Source organism: Desulfatitalea alkaliphila, assembly GCF_022968795.1.
Taxonomy (GTDB): Bacteria; Desulfobacterota; Desulfobacteria; order Desulfobacterales; family Desulfosarcinaceae; genus Desulfatitalea; species Desulfatitalea alkaliphila.
This window is the reverse complement of sequence record NZ_JALJRB010000013.1, coordinates 56,058-79,142: the sequence shown is the minus strand read 5'-3', so window position 1 is coordinate 79,142 and position 23,085 is coordinate 56,058. Positions and strand designations below refer to the sequence as shown.

23 protein-coding genes are annotated in these 23,085 nt (G+C 53.8%); 1 reads left to right on the top strand and 22 read right to left on the bottom strand.

The genetic code is table 11. From position 1 onward, the window contains the following. Positions 1-19: 19 nt before the first annotated feature. The 22 genes from MRX98_RS12655 to MRX98_RS12550 form a co-directional block, all read right to left on the bottom strand. On the bottom strand, positions 20-493 hold the full coding sequence (locus MRX98_RS12655; protein WP_246909058.1) for a phage tail protein: 474 nt from the start codon (positions 491-493) through the stop codon (positions 20-22). Beyond that, positions 490-804 carry a DUF7768 domain-containing protein gene (locus tag MRX98_RS12650; RefSeq protein WP_246909056.1) on the bottom strand — a complete coding sequence of 105 codons (315 nt, stop codon included), beginning with the start codon at positions 802-804 and terminating at the stop codon, positions 490-492. The genes MRX98_RS12655 and MRX98_RS12650 overlap by 4 nt, the downstream gene beginning before the upstream one ends. A gap of 8 nt (positions 805-812) precedes the next feature. Further along, complete coding sequence (locus tag MRX98_RS12645) at positions 813-4,481, bottom strand: phage tail tape measure protein (protein ID WP_246909048.1); 3,669 nt, start codon at positions 4,479-4,481, stop codon at positions 813-815. A gap of 139 nt (positions 4,482-4,620) precedes the next feature. Next, complete coding sequence (locus MRX98_RS12640; RefSeq protein WP_246909032.1) at positions 4,621-5,298, bottom strand: T4 family baseplate hub assembly chaperone; 678 nt, start codon at positions 5,296-5,298, stop codon at positions 4,621-4,623. 18 nt (positions 5,299-5,316) lie between these two features. Further along, positions 5,317-5,778 (bottom strand): phage tail protein, encoded by a 462-nt coding sequence (locus MRX98_RS12635; RefSeq protein WP_246909030.1) that lies wholly within the window; start codon positions 5,776-5,778, stop codon positions 5,317-5,319. A 15-nt stretch (positions 5,779-5,793) separates the two neighbouring features. Then, positions 5,794-7,323, bottom strand: a complete 1,530-nt coding sequence (locus tag MRX98_RS12630; RefSeq protein WP_246909028.1) for a phage tail sheath C-terminal domain-containing protein — start codon at positions 7,321-7,323, stop codon at positions 5,794-5,796. 2 nt (positions 7,324-7,325) lie between these two features. Continuing rightward, the gene (locus MRX98_RS12625; protein WP_246909016.1) at positions 7,326-7,565 is read right to left on the bottom strand and encodes a hypothetical protein; all 240 of its coding nucleotides are present in this window, start codon (positions 7,563-7,565) and stop codon (positions 7,326-7,328) included. Then, a complete protein-coding gene (locus MRX98_RS12620) occupies positions 7,562-8,125 on the bottom strand; it encodes a hypothetical protein (protein WP_246909014.1) in 564 nt (187 codons plus the stop codon). The genes MRX98_RS12625 and MRX98_RS12620 overlap by 4 nt, the downstream gene beginning before the upstream one ends. A 58-nt stretch (positions 8,126-8,183) precedes the next feature. Next, positions 8,184-8,669 (bottom strand): phage virion morphogenesis protein, encoded by a 486-nt coding sequence (locus MRX98_RS12615; protein WP_246909012.1) that lies wholly within the window; start codon positions 8,667-8,669, stop codon positions 8,184-8,186. Next, positions 8,659-9,018 carry a hypothetical protein gene (locus MRX98_RS12610; RefSeq protein WP_246909010.1) on the bottom strand — a complete coding sequence of 120 codons (360 nt, stop codon included), beginning with the start codon at positions 9,016-9,018 and terminating at the stop codon, positions 8,659-8,661. The genes MRX98_RS12615 and MRX98_RS12610 overlap by 11 nt, the downstream gene beginning before the upstream one ends. After that, positions 9,018-9,482: a hypothetical protein gene (locus MRX98_RS12605; RefSeq protein ID WP_246909008.1), complete on the bottom strand. Its 465-nt coding sequence runs from the start codon at positions 9,480-9,482 to the stop codon at positions 9,018-9,020. Before MRX98_RS12605 ends, MRX98_RS12610 begins: the two co-directional genes overlap by 1 nt. Next, on the bottom strand, positions 9,469-9,822 hold the full coding sequence (locus MRX98_RS12600) for a hypothetical protein (protein WP_246909000.1): 354 nt from the start codon (positions 9,820-9,822) through the stop codon (positions 9,469-9,471). The genes MRX98_RS12605 and MRX98_RS12600 overlap by 14 nt, the downstream gene beginning before the upstream one ends. Before the next feature lie 16 nt (positions 9,823-9,838). Next, the gene (locus MRX98_RS12595; RefSeq protein WP_246908998.1) at positions 9,839-10,702 is read right to left on the bottom strand and encodes an HK97-fold major capsid protein; all 864 of its coding nucleotides are present in this window, start codon (positions 10,700-10,702) and stop codon (positions 9,839-9,841) included. 17 nt (positions 10,703-10,719) lie between these two features. Further along, entirely contained in the window at positions 10,720-11,085 is a 366-nt protein-coding gene (locus MRX98_RS12590) for a hypothetical protein (protein ID WP_246908996.1), read from the bottom strand. A 14-nt stretch (positions 11,086-11,099) separates the two neighbouring features. Then, positions 11,100-13,487: a DNA adenine methylase gene (locus MRX98_RS12585; protein WP_246908994.1), complete on the bottom strand. Its 2,388-nt coding sequence runs from the start codon at positions 13,485-13,487 to the stop codon at positions 11,100-11,102. 113 nt (positions 13,488-13,600) lie between these two features. Then, positions 13,601-13,954: a hypothetical protein gene (locus MRX98_RS12580; RefSeq protein ID WP_246908992.1), complete on the bottom strand. Its 354-nt coding sequence runs from the start codon at positions 13,952-13,954 to the stop codon at positions 13,601-13,603. Continuing rightward, complete coding sequence (locus tag MRX98_RS12575; protein WP_246908990.1) at positions 13,951-14,460, bottom strand: hypothetical protein; 510 nt, start codon at positions 14,458-14,460, stop codon at positions 13,951-13,953. The genes MRX98_RS12580 and MRX98_RS12575 overlap by 4 nt, the downstream gene beginning before the upstream one ends. A gap of 1 nt (position 14,461) precedes the next feature. Next, positions 14,462-19,033 (bottom strand): minor capsid protein, encoded by a 4,572-nt coding sequence (locus tag MRX98_RS12570; RefSeq protein WP_246908988.1) that lies wholly within the window; start codon positions 19,031-19,033, stop codon positions 14,462-14,464. 2 nt (positions 19,034-19,035) lie between these two features. Further along, positions 19,036-20,541, bottom strand: a complete 1,506-nt coding sequence (locus MRX98_RS12565; protein ID WP_246908986.1) for a phage portal protein family protein — start codon at positions 20,539-20,541, stop codon at positions 19,036-19,038. Between the two features lie 115 nt (positions 20,542-20,656). Continuing rightward, a complete protein-coding gene (locus tag MRX98_RS12560; RefSeq protein ID WP_246908984.1) occupies positions 20,657-22,180 on the bottom strand; it encodes a terminase large subunit domain-containing protein in 1,524 nt (507 codons plus the stop codon). After that, positions 22,180-22,458 (bottom strand): hypothetical protein, encoded by a 279-nt coding sequence (locus MRX98_RS12555; protein ID WP_246908982.1) that lies wholly within the window; start codon positions 22,456-22,458, stop codon positions 22,180-22,182. The genes MRX98_RS12560 and MRX98_RS12555 overlap by 1 nt, the downstream gene beginning before the upstream one ends. Further along, positions 22,455-22,727: a hypothetical protein gene (locus MRX98_RS12550; protein ID WP_246908980.1), complete on the bottom strand. Its 273-nt coding sequence runs from the start codon at positions 22,725-22,727 to the stop codon at positions 22,455-22,457. Before MRX98_RS12550 ends, MRX98_RS12555 begins: the two co-directional genes overlap by 4 nt. Positions 22,728-22,867: 140 nt before the next feature. Here MRX98_RS12550 and MRX98_RS12545 point away from each other — a divergent pair, with 140 nt between their 5' ends. Next, positions 22,868-23,062: a hypothetical protein gene (locus MRX98_RS12545; protein ID WP_246908978.1), complete on the top strand. Its 195-nt coding sequence runs from the start codon at positions 22,868-22,870 to the stop codon at positions 23,060-23,062. Positions 23,063-23,085: the final 23 nt, after the last annotated feature.

The following is a 23,085-nucleotide window of genomic DNA, read 5'->3' as shown; positions in this document are numbered from 1 at the left end:
TATCTGGAATCCTTGCCGATCATGAGCGCACCTCCGACCAGCTGACCGATTGATCGACGTATTCTTCGAGGGAGATATCCACCTCGGCCCGCTGTGGAGCGAGATTGGTCTGGTCAAAGAGGCCGAAAAAGCGGGCCTTCACCTGTCTGACAATGCAGGTCACGCCGGGATAGAGATCACCGAAAATGAGAATGACCCGGTGCGGCGCATTTTTGAGCATGCTGCCAGCGTGCTCCGGGTATTGCAGAGACCGCAACCAGTCAACTTTCTGTTTTACCGGACCCTTGAACAGTTCGATCTTGAAGGTGATCCGGCGTGGTTCACCGGCCACGTACTGATAACGAGGGTGACTCATGCCGGGAATCTTGATGGAGGCATAGCTGGTCGATTTTTCATCGCTGATATTGTTGGGGTTGTATTGGAATTCCAGTCGCTCGCCGGTATCGGCATCGACCAGATATCCCTTTATCGGTTGCCGGTCCCAAGCCATCATTCAACCTCGTGGATTTCAACGATCGTCTGGCCAATCTCTCTGGCATGGGACAACTCCTGCTGCATCCCCTTGGAAATACCGTTTCCGGTAAACGCCCAGACTTCAGAGCAGGTCTCCATGTAAGCGAGTCCGCAGCTGATACCGGCGGAACGCTGTTGCGGATCGTGGTCATCGACAAAGCGGGGATACAACAGGTGTGGCGCGAATGGCGCATAGCCTTGGTCCATGGCCATGCGGCACAGCTTTTTGGCCACTTCAACGTTTCTTTCAATGTCCCCGGCAAAGGGGCTGCAAATAAACACTCTTTTCATCGGTTGCCTCACAGGGTTTCATAGTTTCTTATTTTTCGTTCCCGGAGGTCCTTGTAGACCGCCTCGGCCACCTGACGTCCATCGATATGCGTGGCCACGGAAACCTCCACGGGTCGTTCCGAAAGCGCATCGAGCTTGTTCAGCAGCGCCTCCAGAAGGCTGGTCATATCGGGGCCTTCCTGCTGGCCTGCAGGCGGTGATACAAACGAATTCGTTCTTGCCGCTGCCAGCTTTTCAGGCGGATGCAGTTCCGGCTGCATTACCGAAGAGGCATTGACCTCCTGCAACATGCCAGTCCCGACCGTATCCACGGAAGCTCTGACATCAGCCGGAATACTCAACGCGGGAATCATCCCCATCGAGGGGGCGATCTGCCCGGCAATGGTAACCGGCGGAACCGAAGGAGCCGCAATGGCGTCCGGGAACTGATAAGGCTTACTTACCGGAATTTTCTGTGTAATGTCGGCTGCTCCGGCTGGCCCTGCATTCACGACCGGCATTGCCGAAGCCATGACCGGCGAAAGCATAAGCACGGCGGAAAACACCGTCGGGATGAGCTTTTTATCGAGACTCGGAATCAGAGCGAATCGACCGGCGCTTTGCTGCACAACAGCAGGTTTAGCGGAAGCGGTCTGCAATTTGGGGGCAGCTTTGGCTTCAGGTGCCGATAAAGAGGAAAACAAGGACTTGATACCAGTCCACGCACCACTGAGCAGTCCGGAGGCTTTCTGTTTCACCGACTGAATGACACCACCCACACCGGACTTAACCTGGCTCCAGAGGGCTGTTCCTTTTTCAGCTACCGCAGAGATCCCCGAGCCAATGATGTTTTTCAGCCCGCTGAAGGTGGCGGAGAACGTCTGTTTAACCGCCGTGGCACCGGCAGTCAGCTTATTCCAGACACCACTCCATGAATCCGGCAAAGACAGTTCCGGGATGAGATTGCTCAACGCACCTTTGATCAGCCCACCGGCTTTGGAGACAATTGCTCCGGCACCGTCAACCAGTGAACCCCAGAGATTGCCCGCCGTTCTGAAAGGAGCAGCAAGCAGATTCATTGCGGTCTGGCCCGCTGATTTGAGCCCGTTCCAGACACCAGACAGTGCAGACAGAACTCCACGAGCCGCAAAGGAGAACACTTTTGCAGGCAATGCCAGTGTGGAAAGCATTCCATCCGCCAGAGTTGTGAGCAGTGCTTTACCTGATGCTGTCAGGGTCGATAGCGGACCTTCCTTGGCATCAGAGAACGGCAGCAGGCTTCGCAGCTTGCCGAGGGCACTTTTCAACATGCGGAATGGATAGGTAACCGCCGACCAGATGCCTCCACCCAGCGTGACGAGCATCTTTTTCCCGGCCTCGAAAAAGGTCATGTCGCCTGAGAAGAAGCTTCTCACTGTGGCGAACAGATTCCGCAAAGTGCTGACGAGCGGCAGGTTCATGAAGACACTGACGATACGTTCACCGGCAGCAACAAAGAATCGAACCATCCCGTCGAAAACCGAGGTGATGAAGTTCCAGACGCCGCTGATAACATCGCGAGCCCATCTGAATGGAGTAGCCAGAAAATCGAAGACCGCTCCGCCAATGGCCTTCAAACCATCCAGCAGGGAGACATCTCCGGTCAGTATCTGCCAGACGGAATAGATAATCTTCCCGGCAGCCACAAACGCCTGAGCAATCAGTCGGACCGGAAGCAGAAATTTATAGATGAATTTGGTGGCATAGATCAGTGAGCCGACGATCACCTTGCCGACCCAGACGACGCTTCTCACCACAATGGCGAGCGCTTTGACAACCATCGTGATATTCCATACCACGATGCGGAGTGCATAGGCCAAGCCCTGCAGCAGAACACCGGCAACCGTTCCGACCACGGAACCAAACTTTCGCCACGCCGATCCATCCACTGAATTGGCCGAGACACCAAATATTTCCACCACCGAGAAGATGGCTTTGTAGAGGGTCGCATAGGCTGAAATCATTGCCTTTACGGCCGGTTCGAGAATGGCCCGGATTCGACCGAAGGCATGTGAGAAGGCTTCCCACAGCCCGGACAGGTATTCCCGCACCCGGTAATAGACCTTGAAGACGGTCACGACAAAACCGAGGAGCCCGGCTGACTTGAGCCGGTTGGCAAGCTCGGCTGACATCTGGCCGGAGGAGCCGCTCAAAGATGAGATGAGCGTCTTCACGCCCTCGAAGACCAGTTTGATCTTGTTCCACGTCCCGAGCACCACATCGCGGATTCCTCCGAAGTTTGTCTCCCATGCCCGTTTCAACAGATAGACCGCCAACACCACACCCGCAATAGCGGCGGTGACCGGCAGAAAGTATGTAGCAATGGCAGAGCCGACACCTGCGGCCGCTGCACTGATGGCGACGAACCCGGCCTTGATTGCCGGAAGCATGAGTCCGACCAGTCCAACAGCCGAAGTGACCGCTCCGGCAACGACCAGCACCGCTCCAAGCGCCATGGAGAGCGTCAAAACTACCCGGGTGACTCCGGGCATGGATTTGGCCAGTTTCTGCAGGAACAGAATGAAGCGGGAAATGCCGTTCATCACCGGGGTCACGACTGGCAGCAAGGTGCGACCCAATATCTCGGTCAGGTTGGACATCTGCTGCCGGATCAATCCGAACTGAGCTCCGATATCCTGATTCATGGCACTGGCCATCTGATTGGTGACGGCTGTCCCGGTTTTCATGGCTGTGCCGACTGACTTGATATTGCTTTCGAGCGATTCCGTTCCGGCCGCCATCTGCAGGAGGAACTTGACCGCTTCATCGGAACCAAAGGCTTTCTTCAGCTTCACCTGAGCTGCGGCCTGTGACAAATCCGGAAACTGCTGTTTGATCTCCTGCAAAATGGGAATGACGCCTTTGAGACGGCCGGTTGTATCGGTAAACGAGAGCCCGAGCTGATCACCAGCCTCGGCCGCTTTCATGATGAATGCCTTGTAGAGCGTTCCCGCTTCTGAGCCCGGCATGGTGGTCTGCAACTGACCGAGGATTGCCAGCTGTTCCTGCAGAGGAATGTTGTTGGCTGCAGCAACGGCACCGATGTTTTTGATCGCATCGGCCATCTGGGTTCCGTTGGTCTTGAACGATGCCACGGTTTGGGCCATGGCTCCGGAAAAGGCGGTGGCCCATTCCATGTCGGTCATATCCGCCATGATGGGTTTGAATATGCCGTAAGCCGTGGTGAAGGTTCCGACCATCTCCTGTGTGGTCGCTTTGGTGGCTTTGGCTGTGAGACCGGCCATGTTGGTGAAGACGCCGACGGCCTCGTCGCTGAGGTTAGACAGAGCCGATTTCACATCGTATGTGGCTGTGATGAAGGCAGCCTTGTTGGCACCCGACCACTGGTTGGTGAAGGATTCGGCGGCATCCTCGATGGCTCCGAGATCTTTGACACCCAATGAGGCTAATTCCCCGAGGGCTTTTTGAGTGGCGGCGGTAGATGCGACCAAGGCAACAGGCGCGGCCATGAGCGCAAGACCGGCTCCCACCATCATGGTGCCTTTCTGGATACGATCCAGATTTCTGGTCATGCGTTCACTGGCGGCCGCGACGGTTCCGTCAAGGCTTGTCATCGAACTTTCAATGCGCTGGGCGTTCTGTGAGAACGCATCCTTCATCGATACGACAATGCCCAGTCCAAGGTCGTTATTCATCATCGCTTATCCATTTGCTCCCGTTCAAAATCAATCTGCCGCTCCAAGGCTTCCACAAACTGCTGTCGAAGCTTGAGCGGCAGTGATCGGATTTCCTGATAACTCCAGTGGAGCCCGCCATAGGCGAGAAAGAAGCTGTCGCTTACAAGCGAACTCCTGGAAATAAAAAAGCCGGTTCGGCCTCGAGACGTGTTCTGATCCGGGTGCCGCAGCCATCGCAGTCGACTTCGACCGTTGTATCGATACCGGCATCCACCCGGGCCATTTCCTGTCGCAGGGCACTGCGGTCGCGCATGGGCATCTCAGCGAGGGATTTCTTGCTGGGTGCCTTCCCGTCAATCTCGATGAGTCGAATCATCATGGCCGATGAAATGTTCGGCTCGCGCAAGGCGGCGAGACGCTTTTCCTTGTGGCCATCAAGCAGACCGAAACGGACCGCTTTCTTGGAGCCAGGCAGCTTGAATTCAAACTCACGCTCCTCGGTGTAAGGAGTGACTTTGAGATCCTCCAGATTGACCGTCACATAGTTGGTCATGCGACACGAGGCATTGGGGCACGTCAGTTCCAGTTCCACTTCGTCTCCGAGGGAAATCTGGCGCAGCTTGACCAATGCAAAAAGGCGGTCGCCCGAGAGCAGGTCGAGAATATCGTTCACCGCTGGCTTGTCATTCTCGCCAAGCCGGACGGTACAGTTTCTGAGCACCTGATTGATCGCCTCTCCATTGCGGATCAGGCGCTGATTGGTCAGGAGTTCTTCTTCGGCACCGGTCATCTCCTTGAGTTCGATCTCGATGCCACTGGGTAATTCGTAGGTATACATTGCTTCACTCCTTGTTTATCAGGTCCAGTACTGGTAGCAGATGGTCAGTTTCTCGATGGTGTTTTCGGTATTGCCGCCTTCGAGCTCGTCGTATTCCAAGGTCTTGATCCATGCGCCATGCAGCGTCCAGCGTCTGGTTTCATTGCCGCTGCGGTCATAGCGCACCACATCGATGTCCTTCAGATAATCGGCAGGCAGACCACCAGTCACTGCATTAACATCAACCTGCTTTTTCACCCATTCACGGGCAGCCTCGTCAGAGCCGTCCTGAAGGATTCCTTTTTCGAGGGTGATGTCCTCAAACTTCACGCGTCCGGCCACCTTCTGGTCGAACATGGAACCAGCAGGCGCAAAGGCCACTTCCTCGAATTCCGTTTTCGGCTCCTGTCCCTTGTGAAACAGGGCCACGTCAAAGCCATTCACCTCGATGGCAAACTGCCAGTTCTGGTAAAGGCTCTTGGGCATATTTCCACTTCTCATGGTTGTATCTCCTGATTAAATGATTTCACTGAAGTCCGCGCCGGTACCGGTCAGGATGAAATTCAGTTCGATGAATTCAGCTGTCTTGGTCGGCTTGACGAACACCCGGGCAATCATTTCATTGCGATCGATAACCGCCGGAGTGTTGGTTTCCTCATCACACTGGAAGGCGTAATCATAGAGACCGCCTTTCTCCTTGATGTCCTGCAGGAAGGGATTGATCAGACGACCGAGCGCCCGCCATGTCTGCGGATTGTTCGGCTCGAACACCACAAAACGGGATGACTCGGAAATGGCTTCCTCCATATACATCATCAGACGACGGACATTGATTCGATCCACCGCTGAAGGCTGACTCTGGAGCGTTTTCTGGCCCCAGATGTTGATGCCGGTGTCCGGGAAAACAGCAATGACATTGACTCCTTCGGGATAGAGCACGTCGCGCTCGCCACGGCTGGTTTTGTAGGCAACCGATACCGCGTTGAAAATGCGGCCACGATCGATTCCTGCTGGAGCCCACCAGACGTAGGTCTTCTGGTCGCTTCGGGCACAGCACCCGGCTACAGCGCCACAGGGCGGGATGTATTTCTTGCGGGCGGTGATGGGATCGCTGATTTCCAGCCACGGGTAATAGAGAGCCGCGTAAGACGAGTTGAATGCCGCGTGGGTGTAGGTTCCCTGACCCTTCCTGAAGTCAACGACCTCCAGCGGTTCAAGCATGAACGGCGTGTCGGCAATGAATAGCAGGTCCTTGCGGTTCTCCGCATAGGTGATTCCGGCATTGATGACCGGGACGGTTGTAACACCGGGGACCATGAGCAGGTTCAGCGCATCGATCTCATCAAATGCATAGAGCCCGGTATGCTGGGACGGGTCGCCGATATAATCTGAATCGGTCACACCGGTGAGGCCATTGTCGCCACCAATAAGCGGATAGGTGCCGTTGGCTGGCCTGTCCTCGGCCGTCCCGGTGCTCGGAGAAAGGTCGCTGACAGTGATGTAATCTGAGACCTCATTGATCATGAGTTCCACATGATTGGCCGACGTCTCATCCATAGATAGGTCTTTGAACACCTCGACGATGTTGTCCTTGTGTTTGACAACAAGATTGAAGGCGTTGGCCGGGTCCAGAGAGCCGTCCTCGACCATCACGGAAATACGGTCTCCCCATGTTCCGGGGTTGGCTGCGTTCACTTGCAATGTGAGCGCAGGTGTTGCCCCCCGATTGGAAAGAACGGCAACCGAGTTAACAGCACTCAGCGTGCTCTTGTCAGTAATATCGGTGTAGTGGGCAACGCGGCAGACATAGAGAATCGATCCTCCATTGTCGAAAAAGGCTCTGGCCGCATAAGCCAGGTATCCTTCGTTGATGTAGGAGCCGAATTTATTGATGAACTGCTCCCAGCTCGTTACCAGAACCGGCTTATTGACCGGGCCTTTTTCAGTGATGCCCACCATGGCAGCTGCCGAGGTGGAGATCTGCTTCACATAAAAACTGAAGTCGGTTTCCCGGGTGTAAATGCCGGGTGATAGATATGCTGGCATCGTTATTTCCTCCGTTTCGTGGTTTTGGGTTCAGTGGTTTCAGCCGTCTCATCTGAAACGGAGGGCTTTTCCTCTTCCGGTTTTGAAAGGCCCACCAAGCCGCGTTTTTCAGCAAGCGTGATTTCTGGTGAGATATCCTTTTGTGGAATCGAGGTGCGCTCACGCGGGCCGAGATGCAATGTTCTGTCTCCGGCCAGATTGAAGGTGAGCGGTTGAAACTGAAGGTTTCTGATTTCAATCACTGTTCATCTCCTTTGGGTTCATAGGTTCGTTCTTCATTCACGCTGCCGTGAAACTGGAAAGTTCGGTCCTTGATCAGATGGCCGTTTTGGATTTCGCCATCGTAAACAGGACAGTCTTCAATGCGGATGCGTCCAGAGCTTTGCTTCAGATTGGAAAGGTTGACCCGGTTCAGGCCGCCCAGCGGAGCGATCTCCGTCAGGTTGAGATGGCCCTGATCCGTAATGGTCAAAACGGGATTGCGCTGGACAAAGCGGGAGACCGACTCCTGAAATTCAAGGAGCTCGACCTCACGGTCCACCGTCACGATCAGGTCAAAGTCGAGATGATAGAGACGCGGGAAAGAACACTCCTCGAATGACAGAGCGTCCACGTCCTTTTCAATCAGGCGGCTTTGGCTGCGGCGCAGTTTGTTTTCACTGACTCGCGGCCCCTGCAAAATGACACTGGGCGTGCGCTGAACTTCAAAAACATCATCAGCCAGCACCAGCACGGCATCGGGATGGATGTCGGCTTTGACCTGCCTGATCAGAGTTTCTGTAACGGTTCGTATTGTGCTCACGGTAGCCTCCGGTTGTTTCTGCCAGATTACTTACCGGAAGCGCTGCGGATGTGTCGGGTTAGAGAATGCCTTTCAGAGCTGTGCGATAATTTTGCTCAATCTCTTTGCGGTATTTCTGCATGACGGGATGAAGAAAGGGTCTGGCCGGGATGATAATGGTCGCTCCGTTCGGATGGTTGATGGTGGCTCCGTATTCCATGACAGCGCCGATATTCACCATGCTTTCACCGTCCTTGTTGACGGTTCCACGGAGAAGACCGACAAATGCCTTGTCCGCCATGATCTTCTGGGTGATGGAATTGATCAAAAATCCGGTGTCGATAAGCGCCTTGCTGGAGCCCTTACGTTCAATAGTACTGTCAGCCAGCTTGGCAAACGCCTGCCCGCCGGGAGCCTGATTGCGGATGCCACGCTGAATCTCCCGAACAAGAAACAGGGCATTGCGGATGGTCGCCTGCTGAAGGGCCATGGCGATCCGGGGACCAAGGGTGCCATTCAGTTTGGCTTTGGCCTTGTTCCAGTCACCGGTCCGTTTAACGCCCATGGATCTTCACCAGCTTGATGGATTGGTGGGTAATGACTCCAAAGAAGTGTTCTTCTTCGAGTGTCTGTATTCTGTATGTGATTGTCTCTATCTGGAGCCTGTCCTCCGGGAGCACGTCAGCTTCCGGCAGTACGGAGACGGTGGCATCGATTTTTCCGGCGAGATCTTCCGGAGGTGTGTGGACTATTTCCACGAGAATCGAGCCGATTGGGCTGTATTCCTGATCGTCGCTTCCATACAGATTTTCACCGGGAACAATGCGCAGCACTGTGGCAGTGATGCCGGAGGATACAATCAACTCTCTGACATCCTTCACGGCCTGTTCTTTTTCCCGATCTGTCAAAAGCATCAGCAATCCTCTTCAAGGCAGATTCCCTGTTCGTAAATCACAGGAGTTAGGCCGCCGGGGGTGATGATATAGCCATCCTCGTTGACCTCGGTTCCCGGCTTCAATGCGGCGAGCCTTTTGCGGTATTCATCCAGCAGATCCACTTCGAGCTTGGCCCAATGTTCAGGCTGCTTGGATTTGTCGACCCGCTTGTCGCCGCTGGAAAACGAGAAGGCATTGGCTGTGGCAGAGCGCATCACCTGACAGGCATGTATCTGCCCGAGCAGCAGAAGCAACTCCCTGAGTTCACCGCTGATATCCGGCAGAATCTGCTCGCCCTCGATGGTCAGCGTAATCTCCGCATCCCGGGACAGCTTAAAAACCGCCTTCCGGACGCATCTCTCCAGTGTGGAATCCACAAAGAGAGACGCATCCGGATCGGACAGATCGATGCGCAGGTCGGCTATGAGCTCAGGAAGCGTCAACGTCAACCTCCGCAAGACGGTTCTTCAACGCGTCGATGACGGTTCTGCGTTTTTCACCTTCCATATAGCCTTTGAGTTTGGCCGGGTCGGCTTCTTCATTGACCTTGGATATGGCATCGGTCGCGTTGAGCTTGCTCAGATCATCATCCTGATCCTGCTTGCCCTGAGGAGAAGGCTTGTCAGCTTTCTCTTTGTCGATCTGAATCAGCACGCCAGTTTTCAGGCAGTGTTTGATCTGATCGGTCTGATCTTCAACAGGTGCGACCTCTCCGGGTAGCAATTTTAGTCCGGCATCCGGAATGATGAGAATGCCGGGGCGAACATTTTTTATCGTCAACATGATTCCTCCTTCGGCATTAAACACCAAGTTTCACTCGGGCCAGAACGTCCGGACGGGTAACACCCTGACCGATTTCGGACCAGACCAGCCAACCGGTTTTGAAGCGGGTCTTCTGGTCGATGGATTCGGCTTTGAGCTTTTCACGGACCGGCATTTTGCCCACTTCTTCATCCGGAATGATCAGGATTTCATCGAGAGGCATGGATGCCGTCAGCAGAATGCCGCCGGTGCCGTAGTTTTTGACCACGCCTTTCTGACGCAGCTCCAGCTTGGTCTGAGGATCGAGATCCCAGCCGCGCAGATCGTTGAAGCGGCGACCACGCATGACGATATACTTCACCGACAACTCCAGGTCTTCGATGATGGAGATCGCCTCGTTAAGGGCTTCCTCGGTCAGTGTGTTTCCGGCCACTTCAACGGTGTTGGCAGCCGGAACTGCAGCCGACAAGACAGAGATGGTCCTGCGGTCCATCTCTTTTCGAATGGCATCCGAGGCACTGGTCTGGATATCCATCAGCGTACCGATGTTGCCGTTCTTGAGGACGGAGATATCCACCATCGGGTTGGAGTGGATGCGGTTGGTCGGAAACTCGACTTCATCCTTGCCGATCTCCTGTTCCTGCGCTTCACCGTCCTTGCTGATCCAGTGTGCTTTAACGGTCGGCTTTTTCTGATAAAGCGGACGTTCACCCTTGGGTAGCGTGTGTTTGGTCAGCAGCAGCGAGGAGATTTCCTTGCGCCGGATCTCCTGTTCGATCGGAGCGGCAATTGCAGCAGCCAACGCCTGCATCCCTTCCGGGGACTCAAGAGCTTCACTCATGAGCCTTGCCATGGTCTCCATGTATTCCTGGCTGTGAATGTTCATTGGGTTGTTCTTCATGTGTACAGCTCCTGTGGTTAAATAAGCAGTTTGAATTTCAAAACGCCGCTCTGGACGGAAATGGCCTGAGCGATGACGTACTCGTCATTTCCGATGTTTCCGCCGGTTAACTTGCCAGTGGCCGATACCTTCAAGTCATCCCCGGGATTGATCGTCCCTTCGAAAACATCCGTTTCGTACACACCGCCGTTGCAGTAAATGCCGGGCATTTCACCGCCTGCGTAATCCTTGATCAGGATGCCGAAAGAACGGACCTCCGGATCGGTGTTGACAGAAAACAGATCGTTTCCCGACAGACTCACCAGATGACCAAGCTGGCCATCGCCTTGCATATAGCCGTCACCGTAAGCGAGGCCCCTGTGACATGGATTGATAAAAGACATAGCTCTTCTCCTTGTTAGTTGATTTCCACGGTTTCGTTCGATTCGTTACCGACACGGTTGTTGTAGGCAGCCATGAAGCCGCTGCGCAGGCGATCCTCGAGGGAGAGCTTGCGGTCATCCACGTCGTGCGGTCTCACCCCGGCTGAACTGCGCATGGGTGTTTCGCTCGATGCTTTGGACTTCTGCTTGTCAGGCTCCTTTTCCGGTTCCGGCTGAGCCTTGGCATCCGCCTTCTGGCTTTTGGCCATCTTTTCATAGGCGGCTTCGGTGGCGGCAAAAGCGTCATCCGACAGTTCCGCCAGACGCTTGAGTTCGGTGTCGCGGTCCTCGCCGAAGTCCATGCCTTGCTTTTCGAGCTTTGAGATCAGCTTGTGAGCACGGGCTTTCGAAGCGGCAGCCTTCTGTTCGGCTTCCAGCTCCTGAATGCGTTTTTGAAGTTCGGCCACCTGAGCTTTCAGCTGGCGGTTTTCCTTTTCCAGCTCGCCTCCGGGAGCCGGATTGTCTTCCTGCCGTTCCTGTTTTTTCTTAGCGGCGTCGGCGGACGACTCATCTGGTTTATTGGTTTTTTCGTCCATAGTTGGATCTCCTTTGGGTTGGTGTTCAACAGAAGGTTCCTGAACCGACGCCACCTGCAGAATGCGGGCATTTTCATCTGCCCCTTTGCGGTCCAGCAGGCCCAGGCCCGTAAAAGTCACGCCGTGAAGAGTCTCGAAGACAGGTTTTCCATCGAGTTCACGGCCCTTAAATTTCCTGAGGTGAGTGCAGTAATCGGCTTTGCTCTTGAAACGCTTGTGGCAAACGGAGCATTCACCTTCTTCGTAATCACACTCCATTGATACCTGCGTGATGATGCCTCGCTTCATGAGCTTGTAGGCCAGCTGGGCATTTGGGGTGTCTCCGGTGTAAAGCTCACCGACGCATTCCACCCGGCCACCGTTTTCATCCTCCAGATAGTCGGCCGCCACCACTCCACCGACAATGTCGCCAAACTCCTGCGAGTGCTGAAGGTCGACTTTCTTGTTGATGGCGGTCATGTGCCTTCCGGCCAGCTCCTCGGCTGTGAAGTGGTCACCATTTCGGTTGGTGCCGGTTCGGCAGAGAATAAAGGTAAATTGGGGATCGCCCGGCAGACCTCCGCTCATCGCTTCGGCGTTCAGCCCCGCATTTTCATCGAGGCAGAGCTCCACCGGGATGGATGTATGGATATTGGCTGCGGCAGCCATCGGAACAGGCTTTGCCGCCTGATCGGTATCCGCATGGGACTGGTTACCTTTCAGGCAAACGAAAAGGCGCTCCTTGGCGCTGGAAGCCTCTCCATGCTTGGAGGTGATTGAATACTTATGATCCTTGGTCTTCATCCGGCTCTGACGCCCCAGACCGCCAATGATCTTTTTCATCTGCTGTTCGTTCGGATAGGCGTGGTCGCGGTATGAAATGAGCCAGTGCGGGATATGGGTGGCATTACCCAGAAACTCCTGAAAGAAGTCGGATGCATTGCCCTTGGTCACAGTCACATGGCTGGTTTCGTAGTTTTTGACCTTGGTATCGGCCTTAATGGTCAGGCCGTCCCAATAGGTCATCAGCCCTTCGACAAAGTGATAGGCTTTTTCGTAATTGGTGGTCGAAAACTCGGTGGCATACGGCGGATCAAAGTAAGCGAGGTCAGCCTTCACCTTGGGAAGGATCTCGTTAACATCCCCGCGATAGGCTTTGTTCTCCTTGCCGTTATCGAATATCAGGGCGTTGATCCGTTCGATATTCGCTTTCAGGCGCTTTTTGAATTCTTCAGGCGTGTCCTGCCTTTTCCCATAGTCGGTGGAAGACGAGAAGTGGCCGAATCCACCTTTGCCGCTCATACAGGTTTTGCCGAGAGCAAACAGCGCGATGTCCTTTTTGTAACCGGACAGGTCGTCGCAATTGGCCCTCAACGAGTCGATGAGTGCGTGGACACCTTTGGCAAAGAAAATCCCTTTGAAATTGTCCTGAACAAAGGTCTTGGCTTTGGGATTGTCCGCCAGCAGCTTTTCGATCTCTGCCTCGGACAGTCTCGTCGAACTGTTTTCGATAATGGCTCTGGCTGCGTGGTGACTGTAGCGAAGACGGTCATTGGCAAAAACTCGCAGCCCTTTGGATTTGTACATGTAAGCAACAACGGCCGAGCCGGAAAAGGCATCCAGAACAGAGGAAACTCCGTCCGGGGTGTTACGCCAGATCCAGTCGACCAGTTTCTGTTTGCTGCCGATGTAGTTGGTGATGTACTTGGGGCGTTTCTCCGGGGGCTGCTCTTCAGGAGCCTTCTGTTCGGCTGCATCGGTCCCGAGCTCGTCGGGATCGATAGCGAGCGCCGCATCTGCCTCAAGGAGGAACGCCAGCCTTTCCAGGTCAGTGGCAAACATTTCCATCAAATTCTCCGGTTCAATCACTGTTATTTGCCCCGATCGCACCGGGCGAGCGGGAGGTTTCAGCGATTACTTACCGGAAGGCTTTGAAATGTGTCGGAACGGCGTCTGCTTTTTTAGGCGGGAATCTTCAAAAACTGCAAAACAGCAAGACCACAGGCGTTTACGGACGGGTATTCCCCTGTTTCGACCTGTTCGGAAAACACGCCGTCATAGGGAGACCGGCTCTGGCGGTGATACTCCAGAAAATCATCCGGGATGGTCAAAGCATCGCTTTCAACCAGCCGGTTGATGATCCAGTGTGCCTGTTCACGGCGATCCTGAATATCGCCCCGACTGTTGTTCGGGTAGAACATTTCAATATCGAGGCCCGGGCCGGGACCTTGCACCCAAACACCGACAGGCCGATATTCTGGAACTGCCGCTTTGGGATCAACGAGGATGGAATCAATCATGTATCTCAGCTTCATTGCCAGTCCTCCGCAATCTTGATGTGTTCAGCAAGGATCTCAGAATCGATGCGCTGGAACAGATCCCGGTTGTTTTTTCTGAATGCCAGCCATGCCTCCCACTGCTTGGCATGAGCCGGTTCGGAAACGGGCTCGATCATTTCAAGGTTGTAAATGCGGTCCAGATCATCGGTCAGCTCGACAATCAGCCATGCATTGATTTCAGATCCACCTGATTGCGCCGTCAGCGTGTCGTCCACGGATATATTGACGACCTTGATCGTATGGCTGTAATTGAAACCTTCCTGATAACCGAGCTCCTTCCATAGCAACCAGAAGTCCGTTCGGATGATTTTCCCAGAAGCATCGAAATGCGGTGCAATCCTTGTTACCGTCAGCTCTGCGGTAATGGTGTCGATAAAGTTTTCACCGCCACGTTCCCGAACCTGCAAACGGCACCCGCGCTCATTGAGCCAATGAAACTGCCTCTGGATGCGAGATTTTTCCTCTGTAATTATGTTTTCCATATCATTTCCTCGTATTCCACGTACTCGGTGTGTGAACGATGTCTTCTATCTTGCGGCCGTCGGGCAGCTTCTTGTTCCCACGGGAGGTGAAGCTCTTGATAATCTTCTGACGCTCGGCGGCTGAATTGGCCACGATGTATTCGATATTGTCCAGCAGTGTCACCGAATACTTGAAGATGGTCTCATTGCCGCTCTTGCCCGAAAAGTTTTTCCAGTCGTCGATGTTGTTACCACGGTTTTTCCGGACATAATCATCCACAACCTTGCCATAGGCATCGTGGCTGTAGCTGATCGCATCCATGCGCCGCAGCATGCTCTTTTTGAAATACAGTGCCGGAGGGGCATCGCGGGTTGGTTTTTTCTGAATCCGGGTAAAGAAATAACTGGCTCCGCCTGTCTGCATGTCCGCCACCGGGGACATGCCACCGGGAGGAACTCCCATACGCATCTTTTCGACCGTGCTGACCATAGCGCCATTGTTTTCAAGGATGGTGTCGATGAAATCGGACATGCCTTCATTATTGGTCAGGCGATGAACCAGAGAGTAATCCTTCATTTTCTTTTCCAGATCCTCTTCAGTGATGTCGAACCGGTACTGGTGGCGATATCCGCCTTTCAGCCCGCGATCGAGAAAACCGGCCTGATAAGCGCCCATCGGGTCATAATCCGGCAGTTTGGTGATATCATCAACATTGAGTTCTTTTTGCCAGTAACCACGAAGAGTCTGTACCCGCTCATTGACTGATGCATCGCGGTCATCCAGCCTTTTTTGAAGCCGCTTGTATTCTGCGGTGTGGTCCACTTTCCGGATGTAAGCCATCTTTTCCAGATACATCTGCTCGGCGTTCTCGGGTGAAGAAATCCGTGCATCGATGCCGAGTTTATCCAGTTTGGTCATCAGGGCTTCGACCTTCTTGCCGCTGGCATCACCATCGATCACAATCTCCAGCTCTCCTCGCTGGGCATAAAGGTTTGTATTGTCCCATGGTCGGTATTTAAGACGTGTACCGTCGTCAAAATCGGCGGTGAATTGAAGGCCGTCCTGCATCCTCGAATCCCGGTTGAACATCCCGTAATTATCGACATCATCCATCTCGACGGTTATCTTGCCGCCGCTGATGCGCCTCTTGGTGTGAGTGACCTTGCCTCTGGTAACCTTGAAATCCGGTTTCTTGGGCTTGACCTGCTTCGGCAGCTCGGGAAGGTACTGTTCAAAGACACCGTTGGTGGCGCGGTCCCAGTCGACCGCCTCTTTGATTTCATCCAGCCATTTGATATAGCTGTCGGCCATCTTTTTGACTTCCGGATCTTTGCTGCGGGCAAGCACAAGCAAACGGGTTCGAAGCTTCTCTGCTTTCGCCAGTTTGGTCCGGTTATAATTCCCGTCACCGACATGAAAATTGACGTTCTTCACGGCTTCCAGAATGGTCGAAAAAAAGGTGTCGTCCTGCAAAGGCTGGCCTTTCTTGAGTTCGACAAGATCCAGCTGTTCCCGAAGCAGAGCGGTGATTTTGGAATCCGTATCCGGTCGGATCTTCATTTTGACAACGGTGCGTTGTTTGCCTTTGAAGGTCTCTGTGAATATCAGCGCGTTCTGGTCTTCGACATCGCCACTGTCAAACGGCAGGGTTTTTCCCTGCCATCCGAGTTTACCGGCATCATCGATGATTTTTTCATCCGCATCCTGCAGCAGCTTTTTGATCCCGGGTTTGGTCTGCAGTGATGAGAAACTGAAATCTTTCCGACCTAAAACATCCCCGTAATAGCGCTCGAAATCCTTCCGCAGATCATGTTTGCGCTGAAGCGCCTGCTCATAGAATTTATCCAGCCCGATTTTGTCTTTTCCGAAACGCCCCTCGGCATAGGGCCGGATGATATCGAGATATGTGTCGTCAGATATCTTTTCGACCTCCTGAATGTACTTCAGGGTGACCTGAGGATCGAAGTTGACCTTGCCGTCCTTGGCTGCCCGAAAAACCTTATTGTAAAAAGGTTCTTCTTCACCAAAGGCGCTGTTGGGATGGTAATCCAGAGAAAGATTGTCCTTGCCGAGGTGTTTGAATGCCTGCCCCTTGTCGATGCCATATACATGGCCGTTTCTTCCACGGATGAACTGTTTGGAGTGTCCGTCGTGGTTGGCGATAAGCCAGTCGACAACATGTTCCCGCTGCAGCTGTTCAAGCTCAACGGTGGTCAGGTCCTCCGGGAGTATGTTTCTGAAGTCGATTTCTGACTTCAGGTCCGTGCGCCATTTCTGAATGGAACCGGTCCTTCCGTTCAACTGGATATTTCGAACCTCGATTGCATCCGGGTCGATCAGACGCCCGATTTTGTATGCGGCTTCCTCACCATGAGCGATGAAGTTGTCCTTGGATTTCTTGGCCGGTTTAAACAGCCATTTATCGCCATTCTCATCGGTCCAAAACTCTTTTTCATGCGCTCCGCCGACATTGGCCTTGCCTGACTTATTGAATTTTCCGGTCGCTGATTTTTCATTCCATTTCTGATCGGCGGTTTCAAATTCAGCACCTTTCTGGGCAAAGGATGGTGGTTTGGCTTTGGGTTCAACAGATGGTTTAGGCGCTGGTTTTTTCTCTTTTGCAGGAGCAATCTTCGCTTTTTTGCCGCTATGCTTTTCAGCCCATTTCTGCCATTTACTCTCGATATTGGATTGCGCTTCTCCGATCTTCCCGGGGTCAGTTTCAGTAAAGAGCGTGACGAGGTCATCCTTGCTTGCCCATTGCCAGTGTTTGAGCTGCGTATCCTTGGCGATGGATTTAAGCTCCGAAGACTTGAGTTTGGATATTTGCTCCTGAAAGAGCTGCTTTTTGAGAGCGATTTCCTTGGCATGCCCGGCAAGCAACTCCTGAGGCAGTTCCTTCGCCGATGCCAGAGCTTTTTCCGCATCAGATACCTGGCTGATAAAACTTGTGTAGTCCAACGGGGATTCCGGCAGGTGAACTCCGGCCGCAGCCTTTTCGACCAGCTCTTTCTGTTTTTTCACCAGAAGCTGTTTGGCTTCATCGGCGGCTTTCTTTTTGGCTGATTCCGCCAGATCCGTTCCGGCCTTTTTCTGGAGTGCCTCAACGAGCTGTTGCTTGTTTTTCAGGACACCGATTCCGTACTGTTTTTTCTTTGCCAGCAGCTCTTTTCCCTTCAGGGAGGTGTGGTCGATGCCCGGCTCGAGTTTGTCCAGTAACTCGATGGTCTCCTGCTTGGTCATATTCAGGGAGATGCCGTTGCTTTTGGCCATCTCTTTGAGCTGGGATACCGGCATGCCATCGAGTCCTTCCACCGGTGGTAGTTTAGACATCTGCTGGGCAATGAGTTGTGCTTGTTTGAGTTCAGCCTGTTTTTGAGACAACAGCCCGATCAAATCTTCCTTTGTCCGGAGCAGGCCGATCTTGTGCTCTTTGAGCTTTGCCTTCAGTCCGGTCCCTGAAAGTGTGCTGTGGTCTATTCCCGGCTCTGCCTGATCGAGCAGCTTGATGAAGTCGGCCTTGGTGCGGGCAATAGAGATGCCGTTTTCTTTTGAGAGTGTCTGGAGCTGTTTTACGGTGAGTGCTGTAAGGTCATCGGCGTTTCCGTTTTCAAATGCATCCTTCAGTTTGGCGTTCTCTTTTGCCTGAGCGTCGGCCATTCCCTCCAGCGCATGCGGGGGCAGTATGCAGGCATCGCCCTGTGAAGCCGTGGGTGCCGCCTGTGCAGACAAGTCGGAGCCGCAGATACTCATGGGCCACGCGACAAGGTTTGTGCAGCGGCAATGCGGATGTGCGGGTTGTTGGGGGAATTTATCGATGGGGAATGTCTTGCCGTCGAGAGGTCCACACACCGGGCAGGTTCTCTCATCATTCATGGCCATCCATTCAAGTCTCTGAACACCGACTCGCTCATGGAATTTCAGCCGCCCCATATTGTGCGACCGCAAGACTTCAGTCCGGGCGATCATTTCCATGCGGTACTGCGCCTTGCTGAACACGCGACTGCCAGCCTGTCTGAACGAGTCTTTGTCGATGATGACTTTGCCGAGGTCCCGGACAATATCATCTGCGCCTTTGCCTGTGGCTATCCCGCTCAGAATTGTCCGTTTGATACCATCTGACAGCTCACGATGGACATCACCGGCAAGCGTCAGGTTGTACTGCGTCATGAAGTCGAGGGCATTGGTGTCGACGATTGTGAACACTTTGGTGGCCAGCTTATCGATACCTTCAGGTTTCAGGTCGGCATAGAAAGGCAGTGATGCGGATGTCAGTTCGCTGATGCCTTGAGCGATTCCGCCTTTGAAAGCGTCCTTGGTGCTCTTGCGGAAGACGAGCGTCTGGTCACGCTTCAACTGACGCAGAACATCGTCCAGCTCGCCCTGAAGTTTCTCCAGACCTTTCAACGCAGCCAGCTTGTTGTCCGGCAGAGATCCAAGACTGCGGTATTTCAATATGGCCTGAGCCACTTCCTGTTCAGCCTTGTTGAGGGACTGAGTCAGTTGGGCGGTAATGGAATCGTTGTAGCTGTTACGGGATTTCAGACTTTTGAGCGTTGCCGCCTGAATGCGTTCTTTAAGGTCGGAAGGCATGGTCAGGATTCCCGGCGGTCAATGAATCTGCAGGCCGGGGAATCGAAAGTGCGCTCGGTGTTGTGTACCCGGCAGCGGTTGGAATCGGGATTGAAGTGGCTGCACTCATCACACAGGGAGGTCGCCGCCGTTGCTTCCAGTTCCTCTGTATAGTGATTGTGTGCCTCGGTATCGAGATCATTGCCGTCAGCGGGAATACCGAGCATCTTTCTTGCGCTGGGTACACTCATGATTCCGGAAACCACCATATCGACGACCGGTTTCACCTGTTTTTCATCCATCAGGTCGATGTTCTTACGTTCGGTCTCGCGGTTGGCAGCTTCGATATCCGGGTCCAGATCCATCTTGAGCTGCAGGCTGGAACGGCTGATCAGTTTACGGTCATACAGCTCGATGAGCAGCTTCTTGAAGTCGACGGCATCACTTGGGTCGAGGTCATTGAAGATGAATTGCAGGGATTTGTCGGCGTGGCCTTTCAGTTCCATCCAGTCATCGAAGACCCAGTCGAGCAGTTTGCGGGCGGCCTGTTTGATCTCCCGGATCATGACCATCATTTTCTGCATGCTCACCGAGGCCGTGGCAAAGTTGGGACCGTCTCCGGTCACCAAGGAACGGGAAAGGCCGAGAGCCACTACGATGTCTTCTTTGACCTCCTTGACCTTGTCCTCGACATTAAGGACCTGGCCGTCGGTGCCGTGAGTTTCCACATTCACATAAAACGGGACCACAAGGCCGCTTTTCATATCCATCTTGTTGACCATGTCGCGGACCTGTTCCAGCATTCGCTGGTCCGGCATTACCATCTTCTGTCCGAAGGCACCGCCCACTTTGAGCAAGCGGAACGGCGTGGCCCAGCGCTTGGCAATGGCCTGTTCGGCGCGGCGGTAGTCACGCAGCAGTTCAATGGCCTGAAACGCGGGAAGAACCAGTGAATTGCCTCTTGGTGAAAAGCCCGGGGCATCCCATTTCAAGTGGATGACCTGATCCACCGGAAGGTCGATGGGGTCGCTGGCTGAACCTGAATCTTCGGCATGTTGGGTGGCTTCGATAAGTTCGCCTTGTGCATACTTCACCTTCACCGAAACCGGATTGACACATACCACTTCCTCGATGTCCTGACCGGAAGTTGCATATCGTTTGAAGCCGACTGCGTCGCCTTTGACCAGCAACTGAAGGATCATGTCCTTTATGAACTCCGAGACATTGAGTCGCCATGCGGCGTTGACCGCATCATCTTTCAGAGTCTCGTCATCACTGGTAATTTTGATCTCATCCCCGACCGCAAAGGTGCGCCATGAATTGACGCAGTTCTTTACCAGCGGCTCTTCGACATAGTATTCCCAAGCCTTTCTGGCTCGCTCTTCCCATGTAGCCGGAACCGCGTCCGACGCGTTTACCTTGCTAAAGGCCGATGCGTCGAGGGCTGCCGCTGCGGCCATGGGCACAATCGCATATCCATTGGATTCGTTATTAGGCTGCTCGGTATCTGGCTGGGCGTTTGTATCCACGTAATCCTCTCGGGTTGTTTCCGGTTTAACGGCCGCACATCTCCCCGCTGTGGGGCGATCACGGCAACACTGGGGTTACTTACCGGAGAAAGAGGAAAAACGTCGGAAAGGAGGGTTAAATAAAGACCGGCTCTGTCAGAACAGGCTTGAGCCAGACGGTCTCTTCACCGGCAAGGTCGAGGTTGCCTTGCTCCCGAATGAGCATGGCACAGCGGACCGCATCGATTATGTGGTCGTTGCCTTTGGAGTAGATGATCTTACCGTCCCGCAGGGTGTACGTCTGGGTGGTGAACTGGTCTTCAATTTCCAGATCGTCTGACGGGAAGATGATCTGTTTGCGCTGGAGGGCACCGTTAATCAGGCTGGTCATCAGCTCTTTTGTCCGCTTCTTGATCTCCTTGCCATCTCGGATGGTGAGCCGGGTCATGCCGCCGAAGTCAAAGCCTTTCAAGCGGCCTTCCAATTCCAGCTCTTTGTATTTGTCGAGGGTCAGCAGTTCCTGCACGACGGCCAGACCGTTGCCGCCATTGTCCACGCCGATTCCCGCCGGAGTGAAATAGCGCTCGAGCAGTGCGATGGTCTGGGCAATGTGCGGATACGAAACATGCTCCATGTGAATACGCAGCACCAGTTTCAGGATGCTGCGATCACCCACCTCGGCTTCCTGAAAGATAACCAGCTCGGTCGGGTCATTGGTATATCCAAGGTCACCGCCAATCCAGAATAACCCGGTTCGGGGCGTGAGGTTGAGCAGCAGTTCAAGCCGGTCATAGGCGGCTTCCTCTGTTTCACAATCACGCAGCTCGGTATCGGTGATGGTGACCTTCTGATATTCCAGCAATTCCTGTCGGCAGAGATTGAACTGCTCAACATTAAACGTTCCGTAGGAAGGCTTCCCGTGTTCCCCGGCAACCTCATGCTGCCAGCCCGATGTGTCTTTGCCGCCATAAAACTCCAGCAGCTCCGATTCCCGTTCAGCCGTCCAGAATGGATTGAGCCAAGAGGCCCAGCGGAACACCTTGAATTGTTCCGACAGGGTCAGCCGATAGTAGGTAGTGTTTCTCAGGCCATTGGGGGTGGAATAGATTTTCAGGCGGCCGCCTGTTTTCAAGCATTGTCTGAGCGCCTTCCATGCACGCTCGGAAAGCCACGCGCCTTCATCTACCCAAACTCGGTCTACATGAAGCGAGCGGAATGCATCGCCATACGCACCAGCCGGACGGAAATAGATCACGGAGCCATTGGTAAACTCCAGTCGGAAGTATGGCTTCCGGGTTATTTTGGGTTTGCCGTATTTCGAGATGGCAATGCTGTTCATCAAGTCTTCATTGTGATCCAGCTGGTATTCGATTTCCTCGATGACCGTGTCCAGATGTCCCTGATGAGGAGCGGCAATCAATCCCTGTCCGCCGCGAGTCGTGAAGGTATAGTGCAGTGCATCCGTCGAAAGCACGATCGACTTGCCAACGTCACGGCCATCGAGGTGGATGATGTTTTTGTGGGAACAGCGGAGGTCTTCCTTCTGGTGATCCCAATACGAGCGTGCCGAACCGTCCCGGTTGTAGAGATATGCCTGTCCCCACAAGACCGGGTCACGGAGTGTTTCGGCCAGCCTGCGCTCCTTATCAGAGACACCCATCAATTCATCTCTTTACGGATGGCAATTCCAAGAACCGATGAGATCAGCTCTGTGAGGATCTGCTGAACCGCCAATGTGTTCGTCCTGTTACTGACAGCTTCCTCTATATCCAGAATGGCCTGATCGAGTTCCTGCCATTCCACGTATTTCTGACGGGCGGCTTCCATACGTTCGAATGCGTCGTCTATGCGCCCGGCCGCCAGCTCAGAGCCGATATCGACCAGTGCCTGACCGGCCTCCCGGATCGCATCGCTGTTTTGTTCGAGTATCTGTTTCATTGTTCACTGTCCTCCGGGTTTGTGTTCGCCCAGCTATCCAGTGAATCAATGGCTGTCTGCAGACGCAGGCCGATTCCGACCAGACGTTCCGCATCAGGGTGGTTGGATTCAACCAAAGCCTTGTTTGCCTCCCGGACATATTCCGGGGTGTAGCGGTTCAGGGTGGATGTTGCCGACTGAATCTGCTCAGGCGGCCTGTACGTGGCGCAGCCAGCAACCATACCGGCCAGCGTCAATGGGACTACCCATTCGAGTGCTTTCTTTAACATGTTGCGCTCCTTTGTTTTAGGGTTGTCGTTTTAATGCAGAAACATCTCTGCAAACACTTGATTTCCAAGGGGATATAAGCGTCATTGGACATAACGCGGGACGGTCCCGCAGAACTATAAACCGAAGCAGGAGACGCCCCATGAAACAGGTAAAAAACAGCGACGACGCCAGAACGGCCTACAAAAAGCGCCAGGACAACATTGCCGAGTACATCCAGCGGATTCAGCAGAAGCTGGCCGCAGATGCCGGGCAATCGAATATCAACTGGGCGCACGTCGGGTCGCTCGGGCATGTCGAAGAGCTGCTCCAGCAGATCGATGAGTTTCTGGGTTAAGCCACCGGCTTCACAAACAAAGG

Bases quoted from the DNA above. Each gene is read 5' to 3' on its own strand.
- MRX98_RS12630 (WP_246909028.1), bottom strand. From the start codon at position 7,323: ATGCCAGCATATCTATCACCCGGCATTTACACCCGGGAAACCGACTTC.
- MRX98_RS12570 (WP_246908988.1), bottom strand. From the start codon at position 19,033: ATGCCTTCCGACCTTAAAGAACGCATTCAGGCGGCAACGCTCAAAAGT.
- MRX98_RS12595 (WP_246908998.1), bottom strand. From the start codon at position 10,702: ATGAAGAACAACCCAATGAACATTCACAGCCAGGAATACATGGAGACC.
- MRX98_RS12545 (WP_246908978.1), top strand. From the start codon at position 22,868: ATGAAACAGGTAAAAAACAGCGACGACGCCAGAACGGCCTACAAAAAG.
- MRX98_RS12560 (WP_246908984.1), bottom strand. From the start codon at position 22,180: ATGGGTGTCTCTGATAAGGAGCGCAGGCTGGCCGAAACACTCCGTGAC.
- MRX98_RS12640 (WP_246909032.1), bottom strand. From the start codon at position 5,298: ATGTATACCTACGAATTACCCAGTGGCATCGAGATCGAACTCAAGGAG.
- MRX98_RS12610 (WP_246909010.1), bottom strand. From the start codon at position 9,018: ATGCTTTTGACAGATCGGGAAAAAGAACAGGCCGTGAAGGATGTCAGA.
- MRX98_RS12585 (WP_246908994.1), bottom strand. From the start codon at position 13,487: ATGGAAATGTTTGCCACTGACCTGGAAAGGCTGGCGTTCCTCCTTGAG.
- MRX98_RS12635 (WP_246909030.1), bottom strand. From the start codon at position 5,778: ATGAGAAGTGGAAATATGCCCAAGAGCCTTTACCAGAACTGGCAGTTT.
- MRX98_RS12550 (WP_246908980.1), bottom strand. From the start codon at position 22,727: ATGTTAAAGAAAGCACTCGAATGGGTAGTCCCATTGACGCTGGCCGGT.
- MRX98_RS12575 (WP_246908990.1), bottom strand. From the start codon at position 14,460: ATGGAAAACATAATTACAGAGGAAAAATCTCGCATCCAGAGGCAGTTT.
- MRX98_RS12655 (WP_246909058.1), bottom strand. From the start codon at position 493: ATGATGGCTTGGGACCGGCAACCGATAAAGGGATATCTGGTCGATGCC.
- MRX98_RS12580 (WP_246908992.1), bottom strand. From the start codon at position 13,954: ATGAAGCTGAGATACATGATTGATTCCATCCTCGTTGATCCCAAAGCG.
- MRX98_RS12615 (WP_246909012.1), bottom strand. From the start codon at position 8,669: ATGGGCGTTAAACGGACCGGTGACTGGAACAAGGCCAAAGCCAAACTG.
- MRX98_RS12600 (WP_246909000.1), bottom strand. From the start codon at position 9,822: ATGTTGACGATAAAAAATGTTCGCCCCGGCATTCTCATCATTCCGGAT.
- MRX98_RS12555 (WP_246908982.1), bottom strand. From the start codon at position 22,458: ATGAAACAGATACTCGAACAAAACAGCGATGCGATCCGGGAGGCCGGT.
- MRX98_RS12590 (WP_246908996.1), bottom strand. From the start codon at position 11,085: ATGTCTTTTATCAATCCATGTCACAGGGGCCTCGCTTACGGTGACGGC.
- MRX98_RS12650 (WP_246909056.1), bottom strand. From the start codon at position 804: ATGAAAAGAGTGTTTATTTGCAGCCCCTTTGCCGGGGACATTGAAAGA.
- MRX98_RS12645 (WP_246909048.1), bottom strand. From the start codon at position 4,481: ATGATGAATAACGACCTTGGACTGGGCATTGTCGTATCGATGAAGGAT.